We start from the raw sequence: 15158 nt of genomic DNA on the forward strand, positions 1-15158 counted from the left end.
CCTTGCCAGTGCCCCGGTCTTGCTCATCTGCCCATGGCAGACCACCAGGCTGCCCGCTTCTCCTCATCCAGGAAACTCCAGGCCAGGATCCGGCTCACCTTGTTGCCTTGCGCCATATCGAGTACACGAACCTCCCGCGCCCCCGCCCGGGTCAGCGCCTTGCGGGCGGCCGGCAGGTTCTCCTTCTTCGACACCAGCGAACTGAACCAGAGGCACTGGGCGGCAAATTCCCTGCTCTGCTCTATCATGCCGGCCAGAAATGCCGCCTCGCCCCCTTCGCACCAGAGCTCGGCCTTCTGCCCGCCGAAATTGAGCACGGGCGCCCCCGTCACCGCCTTGCCCTCCCCCTTGCCCAGGTTGCGCAGCTTGCGCTCCGTCCCCTTGCTCGCCTCGGCCAGGGATGCATGGAACGGCGGGTTGCACAGGGTCAGGGCGAAGTGCTCCTTCGGCCCCAGAATGCCGCGAAAGATGTGTTTCGGGTTGCCTTGATGGCGGCACGCAATCTGGCTCCCCAGGCCATTGCTGGCGGCCAGCAGGGTCGCCGCCTTGACCGACACCGGGTCGATGTCTGACCCCACGAAGCGCCAGCCATACTCGCGGGCTCCCAGCAGGGGGTAGATGCAGTTTGCCCCGACGCCGATATCCAGCACCCGCACGCCCTTGCCCGTCGGCACTTTGCCCGCGCTCTCCGCCAGCAGATCCGCGACGCGATGCAGATAATCGACCCGCCCCGGGATGGGCGGACAGAGGTAGCCAGGTGGCAGATCCCAGTGTTCGATACCATAGTGCAGCGCCAGCAGCGCCCGGTTGAGCGCCTTGACGGCGGCCGGATCGGCGAAATCCAAGGTCTGGGTGCCGTGCTCGTTGACGAACACGAAAGGCGACAGCGCCGGGGTACGCAGGCAGAGCGCGTCAAAATCGTAGGGGGCCTGATGGCGATTGCGCGGGTGCAATCCGGTTTTCTGCTGTGGTGTCATGCTGGACCTGCCGAGGATCAAGGGGGCCACACTATAGAGAGTCAGCCAGGGAAAGTCTAAAAGAGGGCCATAAAAAAACCGGACCCTGAGGGCCCGGTTCAAGTGAGGTTGGAAAAACAGTCCGTACTGCGAGCCGTTTGTCCAGCCTGACTCAGATATCGATCCGGCGTGCCTGCCAGAACTTGTTGCGCCAATACACATTGTCGAGCTTGGAGCGCGTGACGCCGGCACGGAAGGAGACGTGGATGAATTCACCGTTGCCGACATAGATGCCGACATGGTTCAGACGCGGGTTGATCTTGAAGAAGACCAGGTCCCCCTCGACCAGATCCTGCTTGGAGACGCGAGAGCCTTCGTGGACCTGGGAGCGGGTATCGCGGGGCAATTCGATGCCGATGGCATTGCGGAACACTTCACGGGTAAACGCCGAGCAATCGATGCCTCGTTCTGTGGTACCGCCATAACGGTAGGGGGTACCACGCCACTCTTTGTATACGGTCAGGATTTCGTTGACATCCGGGGTAGGCGAAACTTCGGGTTCAATCACGGGTTCCATCATGGAAACCTCGATCTTGCTCGCGACCTCGGGTTGGGGTGCCGAAGCACAACCTACCATTCCGAGCGCGACCAGCAGTAGCATCAGGTGGCGCAATCCTTTATCCCCACAAAAAAGAGTGAAACTTGTTAAAATGCAGCCCGACAGGGCAATTTATAAGGCAACAGCACCCGACTATATCCAAGAATTCTATCGAGGCAAGCGAAAATCCCAATCGAACTCACATTTTTGCAAGGAAATGCTCTGTTTAGCGCAATTTATGTGATCATGGCCAAACAATATACAATCTTGAAAGCATCGGTTTCGGCCTCTCCAAACGGATTGTTATCGCTACTTCGACCCCATTTTTAAGTGAAATATTATGCTTTCTGCGGATCTCTATTTGTTAAATACCGCGCTCGTCGATACTGAACAGTTGATCGGGCTGTCATCCGGGCTCTCCCCGGAGGAATACCGCCACTGGCACGAGATCCGCCAACCAGGCCGCCAGCGGGAGTACCTGCTGGGACGCGTGTTGCTTCGCCGCCTGCTGGCCGAACGCCTCCACTGCCCTGCCGGCTCTCTGGCCTTTCACATCGGCGAGCATGGCAAGCCGATGCTGTGCAACCACCACTGGCAGTTCAACCTCAGCCACAGCGGTGACTGGTTGGTGCTCGCCCTCTGTCGGGAGGGTCCCCTCGGCGTGGATATCGAAATGGGCCTGCGCCGCCGCCCCATACTGCCCCTGGCAGAGCGTTTCTATGCCCCCGGGGAATACCTGTGGCTGCGCACCCTGCCAGTGCAGGAGCAGGACTCGGCCTTCTATCGGCTGTGGTCGCGCAAGGAGGCGGTGCTCAAGGCCCACGGCGCCGGCATCGCCGCCGGGCTGGAGAAGGTCTGCTTCTTGCCGGAGCAAGGGTGGCGGCTGGAGAACCTGCTCGATACCCGCATCTATGAAGTGAGCGACTGGCCAATTGGCAGAGGATGGCTCAGCCTCGCCGCCCCGACCCGCCAGGTCGATGCCTATCTGCTGGACGGGAGCTTGAAATCCACTCCGCTGGACCCCATGTTGATCCACACCATTTTCCGAGAGTCAGCCTCATGATCGTCGACATCACTCCCCAGAATTTTCACGCCGAACTGATCGATGCGTCCCTGAAAAAGCCGGTCGTCATCTACTTCCACGCCCCGCAGATGCCGGAGTGTCAGGCCATGACCCCCCTGGTGGAAGCCCTGGTTGGTCAGGCCAATCCTGGCGTCACCCTGGCCAAAGTCGACATGAACGATCCCCAGCTGCAGCCGCTGGCGAGCCAGCTGGCCCTGCGTGCGTTACCCGCCCTGGTGCTGTTCCATCAGGGTCGTCCGGACGAGCAGGCCATCCTGGAAGGCCCGCAGGATGAAGCGACCCTGCGCCAGTATTTCGCTGCTTTCGCCCCCAAGGAAGAAGAGCTGCTGCTGGAGCAGGCCAAGCAGGCACTGGCCGCAGAGCAGGCCGATGTGGCGCACACCCACCTGAGCAAGGCCCATCGCCTCGCCCCCGAGCGTCACGACATCAGCCTCTGGCTGGTACAGGCGGCCCTGGATCTGAACCTGCTGGACGAGGCGCAAGCCCTGCTCGCCGCCATCCCCATGGTGGCACAGGACGATCACTATCAGACCCTGAGCTCTCGTCTCTCGCTGGCGCTGCAGGCCAGTGACAGCCCTGAACTGCGCGCCCTGGAGCTGCGTCACGCCGAACAGCCGGCAGATGACGCCCTTGCCCAGGAGCTGGCGGTACTCTACAGCCAGGTCGGTCGACAGGAAGAGGCTCTGGCCTTGCTGTTCACCATTCTCAAGCGGGATCTGGCCTTTGGGGATGCCAAGAAGATCTATCTCGATGTGCTGGCCACCATGGGTGCACATCCGGCAGCGCAGAATTACCGCCGCAAGCTCTACAGCCTGCTTTATTGATCGAAGGGATATTCAGGACGGGGAATGCCGATCAGTCGGCATTGCCTTGTTCAGGCGGGAGTCAAACACAGAGAATTGCCAGATTTCAGGCAAAAAAAAATGGCGCATTAAAATGCGCCATTTTTTCGCATGGATTACTTCTTGTAGGAAGTAGCCATGTTGTCGATGCGCTGGTTAGCACGCATAGCTTCTTGCTTGGCTTCTGCAACATCAGCAGCGATCTTGGACTGATCAGCACGAACAGCGCTAACATCTTGAGCCAGTTGGTCAACTTTGTTAGACAGATTCTGAACGGAAGTTTCCAGTTCGCTGGTGTTTGCACAACCGCCCAGCAGAGCGGACAGACCAACAACACCTACCAACAACATTTTTTTCATTTTTAAAAGCTCCCTTTAACTCGCCAGACGTTTAGCAAGCGGCGTGATTATGGCACAAAAAAATCATACTTTGGATAGGCCCCATCACAGATAAATGCGTTAAAACCCTCATTTTTTTTTAGTTGCACACTTTATGCGCAAACTTTAATCAAAAAAGAGTGTCTCCGGATGAGGTTCGTGCAAAGCGTAACCAAAATTTCGGCTTATTACAATTTCGTATGAGGCTCAGGCTGAACGCTCTGACAGCAATTGACGATATTGCACCAGATCCTCGATGGTCAGCACCGGCATCTGGTGCTGGCGACCGAAGGCCACCAGGTCCGGCAACCTGGCCATGGAGCCATCCTCCCTGGTCAGCTCGCACAACACCCCGTAAGGTTTGAGCCCGGCGAGCTGCATCAGATCGACCGTGGCTTCGGTGTGACCGCGCCGGGTCAGCACGCCGCCGGTACGGGCACGCAGCGGGAAGACATGGCCGGGGCGATGCAGGTCGGACGGTCTGGCCCCGTCGGCGATGGCGGCACGTATGGTGGTGATGCGATCGGCGGCGGACACCCCGGTGGTCACCCCCTGCGCTGCTTCGATGGTCACGGTGAAGGCGGTCTGGTAGTGGCTGGAGTTGGCCTCAACCATCATGGGGAGCTCGAGCTGGCGAACCCGCTCGTCGGTCAGGCAGAGGCAGACGATGCCGGAACACTCGCGGATCATCATGGCCATCTGTTCGTTGGTCATGGATTCTGCGGCGAAGATGAGGTCACCCTCATTCTCACGATCTTCATCGTCGGCCACCAGCACACCCTGGCCGGCACGCAGTGCGGCCAGCGCGGCCTCGACGCGAGCAATGGGATCACCGAATTCACTGAGCAGAGACTGATTCATGGTAAGACTCCTAAAAAAGACAAGGACCAGAATCAGGGCATGGAAAGGCAGACAGAGATAGGCATGCAGCGGCCGGCCCACAGGGGGCTTGCCAGCAATATCTGTCTTATCCTCTTTCATCCGGACTGTGACCGTCGGCTCCGGCATCTCACCGGATCTGCTGACCCCGCCCGGTCAAACCGGGTCGGGCGCTCGCGGGCTCCCCGAGTCATATCGGGATACCGCCGGTGGGGAATTTCACCCCGCCCTGAGAATAAGCGCAGACAGCCTAAAGAAAATCGCCGCAGGATGCCAGCCCAAAACCCATCAACGACAAACGGTTGCTCCCGGCGGCCCGCCTCTGCCAACCGGTCACGCCGATGCACGGCACGCTGTCTTTTCTGATTTTGTTTGTGGCATAGTGCCAAAAAAACGTGCTGCCCGCGCAGACTGGGCGCCAACAACACAAACGGAATCATGACAGAGATGGAAAAGAAAATACTGCTGACCGATTGCCCCGACGCCAAGGGGCTCATCGCCAAGATCACCAACATCTGCTACAAGCACCAGCTCAACATCAACAAGAACGACGAGTTCGTGGACCATGAAAACGGCCGCTTCTTCATGCGCACCGAGCTGGAAGGGCGCTTCAACGACGAGACCCTGCTGGCGGATCTCGATGATGCCCTGCCGGCGGGCGCCCAGCGCCGCCTGGTCAAGGCGGGCAAGAAGCGTATCGTCATCCTGGTGACCAAGGAGACCCACTGTCTTGGCGACATCCTGATGAAGAACTACGCCGGCGCCCTGGACATGGACATAGTGGCGGTGATCGGCAACTACGACACCCTGGGCGAGTTGACGGGCAAGTTCGACATTCCCTTCCACTGCGTGAGCCACGAGGATCTCAGCCGCACCGAACACGAAGATCAGGTGCGCGCCCTCATCGATGGCTACCAGCCGGATTACGTCATCCTGGCCAAGTACATGCGGGTGCTGACCCCGAGCTTCGTCGCGGCCTACCCGCGCAAGATCCTCAACATCCACCACTCCTTCCTGCCCGCCTTCATCGGTGCCCGTCCCTATCGCCAGGCGTTCGATCGCGGGGTCAAACTCATCGGCGCCACCGCCCACTTCGTCACCGACGATCTGGATGAGGGTCCCATCGTCGAGCAGGACGTCATCCACGTCGACCACACCTTCACCGCCGACGACATGGCCAAGGCCGGTCGCGACGTGGAGAAATCCGTGCTGAGCCGCGCCCTGGAGTTGGTACTGAACGAACGGGTCTTTGTCTACGGCAACAAGACGGTCGTGTTCAAGTAAGCGGCGGTCCGCCCCCAGAAAAAAGGCTCCCGAAGGAGCCTTTTTTCATTGCGGGGGCACTCACTGGTGCAGTGGCAGACCGTTGACGGTGACCTGCCCCTTCTCCAGCTTGAGCTCGGCGCTCAGCACCGCCGACTCCGCCTTGAGGTAACCCAGGTCGATGAACTGGTTCAGCATGGGAGCCAGCTGGGGAACCGCCTGGCCCAGCTTGTCGCCAAGGCGCGCATGGAGCAGGCCTGACAGGGCCTGCATCCCCTCCTCGCTCTCCATCAGCGCTGCCAGGGTCGTGGGGGCCAGTTTGGCCTCCCCCTGCAGGTTGACGGGTTCGCCGTTGAGGCGGGCGCTGAGGTCCGTCAGCAGGAGCGTGGCCCCCCGCTGGAGCATCTTGTCCAGCGCCTCCTGGATGGCAGCTTCGTCCACCCGCTGGCTGCTGGCCTCCTGCAGCCGCTGGTACCCCTCCAGATCCAGCCCGTTGAGCGCCAGATCCAGGTTGCCCTCGGTCAGCGCCAGGCTGTCCTCCTCGTTTTCCAGATTGAGAGACGCCACCTTCATCTGATAACGGGTGGAGAGTGTCTGGACATCATCCCCCGCCAGCTGGGTGGCGGTGGTCATCCCCTGCAGGGAGACCTTGAGATCCCCTTGTGTCAGGGAGAGGGCGGAGAGGGTCGCATCGCTGCGGGGCGAGAGCCAGAGGCCGCTAATCTCCGCCATGTCGGCGCTGCCCTTGAGATCGGCCAGGGCCAGATCCGTCTTGCTCTGCGCATCGTGTACCGTCATGCCCAGCCAGTGGGCAGTCAGATGACCATTACCGTCGAGATCGCCGCGATAGTCGCCGTTCAGGGGCAGGAACTGGAACTCGTTGAGCCCCTCCTTGACCTTGAAGTCGCTGGCCCAGAATCGGGAGCTGTTGCTCATGGTCCAGAGACTGCTGGCCGACTCCGCCCCCAGCTGCCATTTCTCCATGCCTAGGGCCGTGAAGACGGGCGCGAGGGAGCCCTCTGCGGTGTCCAGCAAGAGGTGGCTCTTGATATAGAGCGGCAACATGCGGCTGTTGAACGCGAACTGCATCTCGATGGCCTCGCTCCCCGCGAGCTGGGGATCAAAGCTCTCCAGCGTCTGGGGCGGCACCACCACCTTGAGCAGGCCGTCGCGAACGAACAGGTTCTCCGTGGCCGGATGCCAGCTGATCTCGACCCCGCTCTCCTGCTGCGCCCTGGCGATCTGCTCGGCCAGGATCCGGTCGAACGTGTTGCCCGTGTACCAGCAGGCGCCAAGCCCCCCCACCACCAGGACGGCCCCGACGGCCAAGGCCACTTTTTTCTTCATCTGTTCTTTTTCTCCACATTATCAATGGCGGGTGCATGGGCGCACTCTACGGGGAGGATGGGAACACACGCAAGCCGGATCGCGGCTCAGGGTTCCCTCTCTGGCTGTCACAGCAAGGGGCTGAACAGGTAGAAGATGTTCTCCAGCAGTTTTTTGTACCAGGGCCGCGCACGCCACTTGGTCAGGGACATGGGGGTCGCCTCCAGCATGTAGCCCTGTACCAGCTGGTTCATCTCGGCGACGAACACCGGGTTGTCGATGAGCAGGGTGATCTCGAAATTGAGCCAGAGGCTGCGCCTGTCGAGGTTGACCGTCCCCACCAGGGCGAAGTCATCGTCCACCAGCACGCTCTTGGTGTGCAGCAGGCCGGCGTCGTAGCGGTAGATCTCCACCCCGGCCGCCAGCAGATCCTCCATGAAGGAGTTGCTGGCGTGGTTCGCCATCAGGGAGTCGTTGCGCGCCGGCAGCACCAGCTGCACCAGCACGCCCCGCGCCGCCGCCGAGGAGAGCGCGGCCGCCAGGGGGTCATCTGGCACGAAATAGGGGGTGGTCAGCACCAGGTGATGGCGGGCCTGATAGATGGCCAGCAGCAGGCTCTGCTGGATGCAGTCACCGCCCACGAAGGGGCCGGAGGGGATGAGCTGGGCCCGGTAGTTGGTCTGCGGCCAGGCTTCGGGTTCGTGCTGCAGACTGTCGAGCAGGCGCTCGCCGGTCTCCATCTCCCAGTCCCAGACGAAGGTGGACCACATCAGCGGCACCACGGGCCCCTGCACCCGGATCATGATGTCGACCCACTGGCCGACACCGGCGTCCTGCTTGAAGTAGCGGGGATCCACCATGTTCATGGAGCCCGTGTATCCCACCCTGTCATCGATCACCACCAGCTTGCGGTGCATGCGCAGATCCTGGCGCTGGAAGGGGATGCGCCAGGCACCGACCGGCAGCACCTCCACCACCTTGACGCCGGCAGCGCGCAGCGCCTTGGGCCAGCGGGAGCGCAAGAAGGTCTTGCTGCCGATGGAATCGAGCAACACACGACAATCCACGCCGCGTGCCGCCACCTCCATGAGCGCCTCGCACACCTCGTCCACATCCCCGCCGGGATGCCAGATATAGAACTCCAGATAACAGGACTGGGAGGAGCCCCGGATGTCGCGCACTATCTCCTGGATGATGGTCTCGGGCTTGTGCAGCAGCGTCATCCGGTTGCCCGACAGCATGGGCATGGCCAGCCGCCCCTGGATAAGGTCGTGGAGCGGGCGTGCCTTGCTGCCCACCTCGCAACAGTGCTGGGGGAAGAGCCGGGCCAGCTGGCGGATCCAGATGGCATAAGGGCGGTACATGGCCTGGGCGCGCTCTGCCCGCTTGCGGCCGAGCCGAATCTCGCCAAACAACACGTAGAAGCCGACCCCCGCGAAGGGGATGGCATAGATGAGAGCCAGCCAGGCCAGGGAGACCCCGATGGGACGCCGCTTCATCACCACCCGCAGGGAGATCCCCGCCACTATCACAGTGTGAAACAACAGCAACAGCCATCCGAGAAAGCGGGAAAACAGCAACTGAATGTCGTATTCCAGACCGTCGAGCAAGACGACTCCTTGGTGTATTGGGCAAATGGCATGGGCAGATCCCACAAGGCCGGGATGGTATGCTGTAGGACACACCCATTCTATCAGGTCGTTAGCATGATCCTGCAATCTATGCTGCTGAGTCTGGCCATGCTAGGCCAAGGCTCATATGACATCAATGAGCAGCAGATAAATCAGTACCTGCAATCCCAGGTACAAGTGGACAAACAGTTGGAACTGCCCGGCATCATCAAGGCTCACGTGCGGCTCGAGCAGAGCGACGTGCAGATCGGCCGCCAGAGCCCCGACACCGCCAGGGTGTTTGGCAAGGGCAAGCTGAAGATAGCGCTGCCGGACCAGACCGAGTATGACGCCCTGCTGAACATGACCTATGAGGCCAGACCCCGCTACGACAAGGCCCAGAGCGCGCTCTTCCTCGACAACATGAAGCTCATCGATTACAAGCTGGAGCCGGCGGCGGCCGAGCAGAAGTTCGGTTTCATGTTGCGCATGCTGCTGCAGAGCATGGAGAAACGGCTGGAGACCCAGCCTGTCTACAAACTCGATGACAAGGATCCCAACCAGGCCTGGCTCAAGGAGAATCTGCTGGGGCTGGAGCTGTCACCGGGCAAGATCCACCTGCTGACCAAGCCCCAATGAGACGTCAGTTGAAAACGGGGGCTTTGGCCTGACGCACCAGCAGCTCGATCTGGTAACCCTGTTCGTGCTGCTGGTGATAGAGGGAATGAAGCGGCCCGCTGAGCTCGTTCAGAGGGAGGTGGGCAAAACCGGCCTTGAGGTAGAAGGGCTTCTCGAAGGGCAGGGCATGGCAGATCACGGGCTTGTCCGACAGATTGCTGCAGGCATGCTGCAACAGTCTGGAGCCCAGCCCCAGGGACTGGTAGTGGGGCAGCAGTCGAAAACCGCACAGATGGTAGTAGTCCTGTTCGTCCCGCAGGCGCACCGCGCCCACCAGCCAATGGGCATCGCGCACCACGAAGATCCGCTCGGCCAGATCCGGCACATAGTGGGAAAACGTCGTCTCGTAATAGTCCCTGATCAGGGAAAGATCCGCATCACAGTACTCTTCGAATCTGAGCTCCATCGCTCGCCTGTTTGTCATGCCCATGTCGTTATGGCCACCCGGCCTTCTCCTGCCCCGTCACTCGGCCCCACCAAGCGATCAGACCCGAAGAGATCAGACCAGAGTAGAGCAGCAGCAAGATAACACGCCTTTAACTTACAAAAAAGCCAATAGCCAGAGAGAAAGCAGGGTTGACTCCAGGCTCGCCGCACCGGGCATTGTCGCCTTCGCAACCCCTGCTGTGCTCGGCATCCCGGCCCACCTTCCACCGCGCACTTTTCTGATGGCGCCCCGCCGGTGCACTTGTTCTGCCGCGCCCAGAATGCTTTACTCAACGTGGCGAACGAGGCTTAAGGAGCAAGCCGTTGAAAGCATGGATGTTGCTGGGCATGATCCCGCTGTTTTCCCCCCTTGCCTGGGGCCAGTTGCCGCCACCGGCCGAGGTGGTGATCCTGACGTCCACCCCCTCCCCCTTGCCCGACAAACCCGACGTGGCGCCTCCGGCCCCCTCTTCTTTACCCGACGAGCCCGACGCCACGCGCCAGGCATCTGCGCCCGCCCCCGAGCCCGCCACGCGCCAGATCCAGGTCTACAAGTCGGTGCAAAAAAACGGCGTGGTACGTTACTCCGACATGATGCCGGAGCAGGGTCACTACGAGTTGCTGCTGTTCAACGACTGCTACGCCTGCGACCCCGCCTCCAAGGTCAACTGGCGCACGACCGGGCTCTTCCTCTACGACTACGCCAGCACCATCAAGGCGGCGGCCAAGGCCTATCAGGTCGAGCCCGCCCTCATCCGGGCGCTGATCCACGCCGAGTCCGCCTTCAACCCGCTGGCGGTCTCCCGCAAGGGGGCCATGGGGCTGACCCAGCTGATGCCGGCCACCGCGCGGGAACTCGGGGTCGGCAACGCCCTGATGGCGGAGCAGAACATCTTCGGCGGAGTGAAATACCTGGCGGGGCTGCTCAAGCAGTACGACGGCAACGTGGCCCTGGCCACCGCCGCCTACAACGCAGGGGCAGGGGCGGTACAAAAGCACGGCGGCATCCCCCCTTACGCTGAAACCCGGGCCTATGTAGAACGGGTCAAGCTGCTGCACCAACGCTACAAGGACATGCTGAGCGCCAAGGGCCTGTGACGATCACGGATCCCTGTCTCCCCTCTTCCCGCGCCCTGGCGGCGCGTTTTCCCTCCTCCTCAAACGAAAAAACACGCCCGAAGGCGTGTCGATACCACACGTTATTTAGCAACACATCACTCTTTCGTGGCGACCACACGATAGGCCAATGCACCCAGAATGGCACCGACGATGGGGGCAACCCAGAACAGCCAGAGCTGGCCGACGGCCCAGTCACCCACGAACAGCGCCACACCGGTACTGCGCGCCGGGTTGACCGAGGTATTGGTCACCGGAATGCTGATGAGGTGGATCAGGGTCAGGCACAGGCCGATGGCGATCGGGGCGAAACCGGCCGGAGCACGACTGTCGGTGGCACCCATGATGACGAACAGGAAGAAGCCGGTCATCACCACTTCACACACCAGGGCCGCCAGCAGGCTGTAACCACCCGGGGAGTGCTCACCATAGCCGTTGGAGGCAAAGCCGGCGCTCACATCGAACCCCGCCTGCCCGCTGGCAATGACATAGAGCACGCCACCCGCCACGATTCCGCCAAGGACCTGGGCGACGATGTAGGGCAGCATGTTGGAAGCCGGGAAGCGACCACCGGCCCAGAGCCCCACGGTCACGGCCGGGTTCAGGTGGCAACCAGAGATATGACCGATGGCGAAGGCCATGGTCAGTACGGTCAGACCAAACGCCAGGGCTACCCCCAGCAGACCGATACCCACGTCAGGAAACGCGGCGGCCAGCACGGCACTGCCGCACCCGCCCAGCACCAGCCAGAAGGTTCCCATAAATTCAGCAGCAAAAGGTTTCACTCTTGTCTCTCCCGATGATGACGAACAAGGAGCCCAAAAGGGCTCGTACGGACACTGTTATTAAACAGGCGCCATATTATGGGAGTGTGGCGGAACAAGACGAAGCCGCCTCATTTCATGAAGAATGTGTGACGCAAGTCACAAGTTATTGATTAGGTAGGAAGATATCCCCCATTGCCGCCCCCTTCTCCATGAGAGTCCCGTCCGGAAGGTGCGACAGAAAGTGACTCAAATAGCGCTTTTGTCGGCAACATGGGCACTTGGCGGGGAAGGACGGCCCCCTGCCGGGGGCCAGCGGGGATCAGCGGTAACGGCCGCGCACCGCGCCGGTGGCGCGCCCTGCCATCCGGATCAGGCTCTGCCGGGTGTGGAAGTGGCAGAGCGCCACCCCGAGGGCATCCGCCGCATCCGCCTGGGGGGTCGCAGAAAGCGTGAGCAGATGGGTCACCATGTGCTGCACCTGCTCCTTGGTTGCCCCGCCGGTCCCCACCACCGCCTGCTTGATCTGGGTGGCCGAGTATTCGCTCACCGGCAACAGGGCGTTGACCGCCGCGACGATGGCGCTGCCCCGCGCCTGGCCGAGCTTGAGGGCCGAGTCCGCGTTGCGGGCCATAAAGACCCGCTCGATGGCGAACTCGTCCGGCTTGAACTGGGTGATGATCTCGCTCACCCCGTCATAGACCTGCTTGAGGCGGGACGGCAGCTCCCCCAGGTCGGTGCGGATACAGCCGGACCCCAGGTACTGCGCCTTGCCCGCCACGATGCGGATGACGCCGTAACCGGTGATCCGGGAGCCGGGGTCGATTCCCAGGATAATGCTCATGAGACTCTGCTGTGTTGAAGACTGTTCATGGCGGCCAAGATAGCAAACTCCCCCCCGCTTGGCTCGCGCGGCAACGCCTAGGGCGCCTGACTGCGCAGGGATGCGCCATCTTGTACAGTGGTCTGCCGCTTCTCTCGCCAGTTATAGCGGCCAGTTATAGCGGCCAGTGATACCGGCCAGTGATGCCGATGGGCTTCACCCCGGCTGGCTACGCTGGGGTCACTCCCCCGCCATGACCACCAGTCGCTCCGCCAGCCGGTGGCCGTGCAGATAGCTCTCGATAAGCCGCCCGTCGGCCCGACCCAGCTCCACCTGCCGATACCAGTGATCGAGCATCGCAACGAAGCCCCGTTGGGCCAGCACCGGCTGCCAGTCGTCCGGCGCCAGGGTCTGCACAGCCTTGTCTCGGGCCATCGTGCCCCGGGTGCAGTTCTCGATATGAAGGGAGAGGTTGTCCCCATAGGCGTCGATGCGCTCCTCCGTGATGCCGGCGCTGCGATTCATGCTGCCGCTCACCGCCACCTGCCCGCTCTGCCAGGCGACGCTCGCGCTCACCAGCATGTCCGGATCCTGCGCACTGCGCCGCAGCACGGCATGGATGTCGCCGTCCGGCACGCCGCCATAGAAGCAGAGGCTGTCGAGCACGTGGATAAAGTCATCGAACAGGAACGAGCGCGGCCACCCCGGCAGATCGTGCCTGTGCTTCTGCCAGTGGATCTCGGTGAGCGGCTGACTGCGGGCCGCGGTCAGGGCAGGCAAATAGCGGCGGTTGAAGCCCACAAAGAGCGGGCAATCCTTCGATAGGGCAAGGTTCGCGAGCGTCTCCACCTCGGCGTACTCGAAGCAGAGCGGCTTGTCCACAAAGGTGGGGATGCCCGCCGCTAGGCATTGCCGCGCCAGCGCGAAGTGCACGACGGTGGCGGCGTGGATCATCACCGCATCGGGGCGGCTCGCGAGCAGCGCATCGACCTCGGTAAAGCACTCGGGGATCCGGTACTGGCGGGCCAGCTTGCCGAGCACGGAGGGATTACGGGTGCAGAGCAGCGGGGTGACTCGCTCGTCGCTGGCAAGCAGCGGCAGATAGGCCTTCTGGGCGATATCGCCAAGGCCAATCAGGGCAATGCGCATGGGAACTCCTCCTCTGGGTACGATGGCCGCAAGGTAGCATGTCCCCGCCCCTGGGCGAACCGGGCAAGCCCCCGTATGGGAGATGCTTCACAGCCCACTGATTAACAAGGAAAAATAGACGAAGGTCAGCTTCCAAGCTCAGGCACCGAGGTTCCCAAGCCCCGGACGGCTGGCTAAGATGCCAGCCTTGCACGCCCATCAAGGAAGACCATGAGCCACTCGACCCTGCCATCCCTCTTTCGCTACAAGGCCTGGGCCGATGGCGAGCTGCTGGATGCCCTCGCCACCCTGGACCCGCGAGAGTACCCCGAGGCGCACCACACTGCCCTTCGCATCTTCAACCATCTCCATGTGGTCGACGCCATCTTCAAGGGCAACCTGCTGGGGGAGCCCCACGGCTATAGCGCCACCAATACCCCGGAAACGCCGACCCTCGATATGCTGCGCACCGCCATCCACGCGCTGGATGCCTGGTATCTGGATTACGTGGCAAGCCTTGGTCAGGCAGAGGGCGAGGCCGTGCTCTCGTTTCACTTCGTGGACGGGGACAGGGGGCAGATGAGCCGCGAGGAGATGCTGCTGCATCTGGTGACTCACGGCGGTTATCACAGGGGAGCCATCGGGCGGATTCTGGTGCAGTGCGGCATCACGCCGCCCCGCGACACCCTGACCACCTTCCTGCATCGCAGCGAACCCGGGCGACGGGGCGGCTGATCCCGCCATGCGCGGGCGGCGGATGTCGCCCTTTACTCCGGGGAGTTGGCCTGCGCCCTGGCATCGACCCACTTGCCAATTCGGGCCCCCAGCTCGGAGCCGACCACGGCGCTCACCATGGCCAGGATCATCGGCGCCAGCTCAAACCCGGCCTGGGGCCCGAACAGCACAGGCACCAGCATATTGAAGCCGATGATCCCGAATACCAGCCCGAGCCCGCTGCCTATCTTCTCGTTTCTGGACTTGCTTTTGACTGCCATCTCATTGCTCCTGTGCCGGTCTCTTTGTCGGTGCTCGTGCGGGGTGCGCCATGGCGCCCCCACGCCAAATTAATCGGCCGCCAAGATAGCAAAACCGCCCCCGCCTGGCTGCCTTTATCGGCAGCCTGCTGGCACTTTGATGACAGGGTTCAAAAAACCGCAACTTCCCGACTGTGATATCGCTACCGATGCTCGCACAGGCAGCTTCGTTTGGCTTACAGTGGCTATCTGGAACCTGTTGAGCTGCTATGGGTTGCTGCCCCCGCTGGTCAATGGAGCATGTTGGAAGCTGT

At 61.8% G+C, this 15158-nt stretch carries 17 protein-coding genes and 1 riboswitch; of the genes, 6 read left to right on the forward strand and 11 right to left on the reverse strand.

The window, feature by feature from the left end; genetic code table 11:
- Positions 1–23 precede the first annotated feature (23 nt).
- On the reverse strand, positions 24–977 hold the full coding sequence (rlmF, locus tag BN1136_RS06605) for a 23S rRNA (adenine(1618)-N(6))-methyltransferase RlmF (RefSeq protein ID WP_043758944.1): 954 nt from the start codon (positions 975–977) through the stop codon (positions 24–26).
- 151 nt (positions 978–1128) lie between these two features.
- Complete coding sequence (locus BN1136_RS06610) at positions 1129–1617, reverse strand: C40 family peptidase (RefSeq protein WP_010673526.1); 489 nt, start codon at positions 1615–1617, stop codon at positions 1129–1131.
- Between the two features lie 277 nt (positions 1618–1894).
- Here BN1136_RS06610 and BN1136_RS06615 point away from each other — a divergent pair, with 277 nt between their 5' ends.
- A complete protein-coding gene (locus BN1136_RS06615) occupies positions 1895–2617 on the forward strand; it encodes a 4'-phosphopantetheinyl transferase family protein (RefSeq protein WP_042878780.1) in 723 nt (240 codons plus the stop codon).
- Positions 2614–3462, forward strand: a complete 849-nt coding sequence (locus BN1136_RS06620; protein WP_043758938.1) for a tetratricopeptide repeat protein — start codon at positions 2614–2616, stop codon at positions 3460–3462. The genes BN1136_RS06615 and BN1136_RS06620 overlap by 4 nt, the downstream gene beginning before the upstream one ends.
- 134 nt (positions 3463–3596) lie before the next feature.
- Here the strand turns inward: BN1136_RS06620 and BN1136_RS06625 are convergent, their stop codons facing one another.
- Both BN1136_RS06625 and ribB read right to left on the reverse strand, forming a co-directional pair.
- Positions 3597–3839, reverse strand: coding sequence for an Lpp/OprI family alanine-zipper lipoprotein (locus tag BN1136_RS06625; RefSeq protein ID WP_010634682.1), 243 nt, complete (start codon positions 3837–3839; stop codon positions 3597–3599).
- Between the two features lie 225 nt (positions 3840–4064).
- Positions 4065–4718 (reverse strand): 3,4-dihydroxy-2-butanone-4-phosphate synthase, encoded by a 654-nt coding sequence (gene ribB, locus BN1136_RS06630; RefSeq protein WP_043758934.1) that lies wholly within the window; start codon positions 4716–4718, stop codon positions 4065–4067.
- Positions 4719–4822: 104 nt separating this feature from the next.
- Positions 4823–4977: riboswitch (FMN riboswitch) on the reverse strand.
- 206 nt (positions 4978–5183) lie between these two features.
- On the opposite strand from ribB, the gene purU reads away from it, so the two are divergent.
- Entirely contained in the window at positions 5184–6020 is an 837-nt protein-coding gene (gene purU / locus BN1136_RS06635; RefSeq protein WP_043758932.1) for a formyltetrahydrofolate deformylase, read from the forward strand.
- A gap of 60 nt (positions 6021–6080) precedes the next feature.
- On the opposite strand, the gene BN1136_RS06640 is transcribed toward purU, so the two are convergent.
- The gene (locus BN1136_RS06640) at positions 6081–7346 is read right to left on the reverse strand and encodes a DUF945 family protein (RefSeq protein ID WP_043758930.1); all 1266 of its coding nucleotides are present in this window, start codon (positions 7344–7346) and stop codon (positions 6081–6083) included.
- A gap of 107 nt (positions 7347–7453) precedes the next feature.
- Positions 7454–8935 carry a cardiolipin synthase gene (gene cls / locus BN1136_RS06645; protein WP_043758928.1) on the reverse strand — a complete coding sequence of 494 codons (1482 nt, stop codon included), beginning with the start codon at positions 8933–8935 and terminating at the stop codon, positions 7454–7456.
- Between the two features lie 96 nt (positions 8936–9031).
- Between cls and BN1136_RS06650 the strand changes: the two genes are divergently transcribed.
- Complete coding sequence (locus tag BN1136_RS06650) at positions 9032–9574, forward strand: YceB family lipoprotein (RefSeq protein WP_043758926.1); 543 nt, start codon at positions 9032–9034, stop codon at positions 9572–9574.
- Positions 9575–9578: 4 nt separating this feature from the next.
- Here the strand turns inward: BN1136_RS06650 and BN1136_RS06655 are convergent, their stop codons facing one another.
- Positions 9579–10019, reverse strand: a complete 441-nt coding sequence (locus tag BN1136_RS06655; protein ID WP_407921445.1) for a GNAT family N-acetyltransferase — start codon at positions 10017–10019, stop codon at positions 9579–9581.
- Positions 10020–10375: 356 nt separating this feature from the next.
- On the opposite strand from BN1136_RS06655, the gene BN1136_RS06660 reads away from it, so the two are divergent.
- Positions 10376–11137 (forward strand): lytic transglycosylase domain-containing protein, encoded by a 762-nt coding sequence (locus BN1136_RS06660; RefSeq protein ID WP_043758924.1) that lies wholly within the window; start codon positions 10376–10378, stop codon positions 11135–11137.
- Positions 11138–11253: 116 nt separating this feature from the next.
- Here BN1136_RS06660 and aqpZ read toward each other — a convergent pair whose 3' ends face one another.
- The 3 genes from aqpZ to BN1136_RS06675 all read right to left on the reverse strand — a co-directional run bounded on the left by aqpZ (position 11254) and on the right by BN1136_RS06675 (position 13891).
- Positions 11254–11940, reverse strand: coding sequence for an aquaporin Z (gene aqpZ, locus BN1136_RS06665; RefSeq protein ID WP_043758916.1), 687 nt, complete (start codon positions 11938–11940; stop codon positions 11254–11256).
- A 301-nt stretch (positions 11941–12241) separates the two neighbouring features.
- Complete coding sequence (ruvC, locus tag BN1136_RS06670; RefSeq protein ID WP_043758913.1) at positions 12242–12763, reverse strand: crossover junction endodeoxyribonuclease RuvC; 522 nt, start codon at positions 12761–12763, stop codon at positions 12242–12244.
- Positions 12764–12982: 219 nt separating this feature from the next.
- On the reverse strand, positions 12983–13891 hold the full coding sequence (locus BN1136_RS06675) for a Gfo/Idh/MocA family protein (RefSeq protein WP_043758911.1): 909 nt from the start codon (positions 13889–13891) through the stop codon (positions 12983–12985).
- Between the two features lie 210 nt (positions 13892–14101).
- Here BN1136_RS06675 and BN1136_RS06680 point away from each other — a divergent pair, with 210 nt between their 5' ends.
- The gene (locus BN1136_RS06680; protein WP_043758909.1) at positions 14102–14605 is read left to right on the forward strand and encodes a DinB family protein; all 504 of its coding nucleotides are present in this window, start codon (positions 14102–14104) and stop codon (positions 14603–14605) included.
- A gap of 32 nt (positions 14606–14637) precedes the next feature.
- Here BN1136_RS06680 and BN1136_RS06685 read toward each other — a convergent pair whose 3' ends face one another.
- Positions 14638–14865 (reverse strand): hypothetical protein, encoded by a 228-nt coding sequence (locus BN1136_RS06685; protein ID WP_043758907.1) that lies wholly within the window; start codon positions 14863–14865, stop codon positions 14638–14640.
- Positions 14866–15158 lie beyond the last annotated feature (293 nt).

The organism is Aeromonas taiwanensis (genome assembly GCF_000820165.1).
In the GTDB taxonomy this organism is placed as follows: domain Bacteria; phylum Pseudomonadota; class Gammaproteobacteria; order Enterobacterales; family Aeromonadaceae; genus Aeromonas; species Aeromonas taiwanensis.

Excerpts from the sequence above, each read along its gene's own strand:
- BN1136_RS06620 (WP_043758938.1), top strand. The coding sequence starts at position 2,614 with ATGATCGTCGACATCACTCCCCAGAATTTTCACGCCGAACTGATCGAT.
- ribB (WP_043758934.1), bottom strand. The coding sequence starts at position 4,718 with ATGAATCAGTCTCTGCTCAGTGAATTCGGTGATCCCATTGCTCGCGTC.
- BN1136_RS06615 (WP_042878780.1), top strand. The coding sequence starts at position 1,895 with ATGCTTTCTGCGGATCTCTATTTGTTAAATACCGCGCTCGTCGATACT.
- purU (WP_043758932.1), top strand. The coding sequence starts at position 5,184 with ATGGAAAAGAAAATACTGCTGACCGATTGCCCCGACGCCAAGGGGCTC.
- BN1136_RS06680 (WP_043758909.1), top strand. The coding sequence starts at position 14,102 with ATGAGCCACTCGACCCTGCCATCCCTCTTTCGCTACAAGGCCTGGGCC.
- BN1136_RS06610 (WP_010673526.1), bottom strand. The coding sequence starts at position 1,617 with ATGCTACTGCTGGTCGCGCTCGGAATGGTAGGTTGTGCTTCGGCACCC.
- BN1136_RS06655 (WP_407921445.1), bottom strand. The coding sequence starts at position 10,019 with ATGGAGCTCAGATTCGAAGAGTACTGTGATGCGGATCTTTCCCTGATC.
- BN1136_RS06625 (WP_010634682.1), bottom strand. The coding sequence starts at position 3,839 with ATGAAAAAAATGTTGTTGGTAGGTGTTGTTGGTCTGTCCGCTCTGCTG.
- ruvC (WP_043758913.1), bottom strand. The coding sequence starts at position 12,763 with ATGAGCATTATCCTGGGAATCGACCCCGGCTCCCGGATCACCGGTTAC.
- BN1136_RS06640 (WP_043758930.1), bottom strand. The coding sequence starts at position 7,346 with ATGAAGAAAAAAGTGGCCTTGGCCGTCGGGGCCGTCCTGGTGGTGGGG.
- BN1136_RS06685 (WP_043758907.1), bottom strand. The coding sequence starts at position 14,865 with ATGGCAGTCAAAAGCAAGTCCAGAAACGAGAAGATAGGCAGCGGGCTC.
- BN1136_RS06650 (WP_043758926.1), top strand. The coding sequence starts at position 9,032 with ATGATCCTGCAATCTATGCTGCTGAGTCTGGCCATGCTAGGCCAAGGC.
- BN1136_RS06675 (WP_043758911.1), bottom strand. The coding sequence starts at position 13,891 with ATGCGCATTGCCCTGATTGGCCTTGGCGATATCGCCCAGAAGGCCTAT.
- BN1136_RS06660 (WP_043758924.1), top strand. The coding sequence starts at position 10,376 with ATGTTGCTGGGCATGATCCCGCTGTTTTCCCCCCTTGCCTGGGGCCAG.
- rlmF (WP_043758944.1), bottom strand. The coding sequence starts at position 977 with ATGACACCACAGCAGAAAACCGGATTGCACCCGCGCAATCGCCATCAG.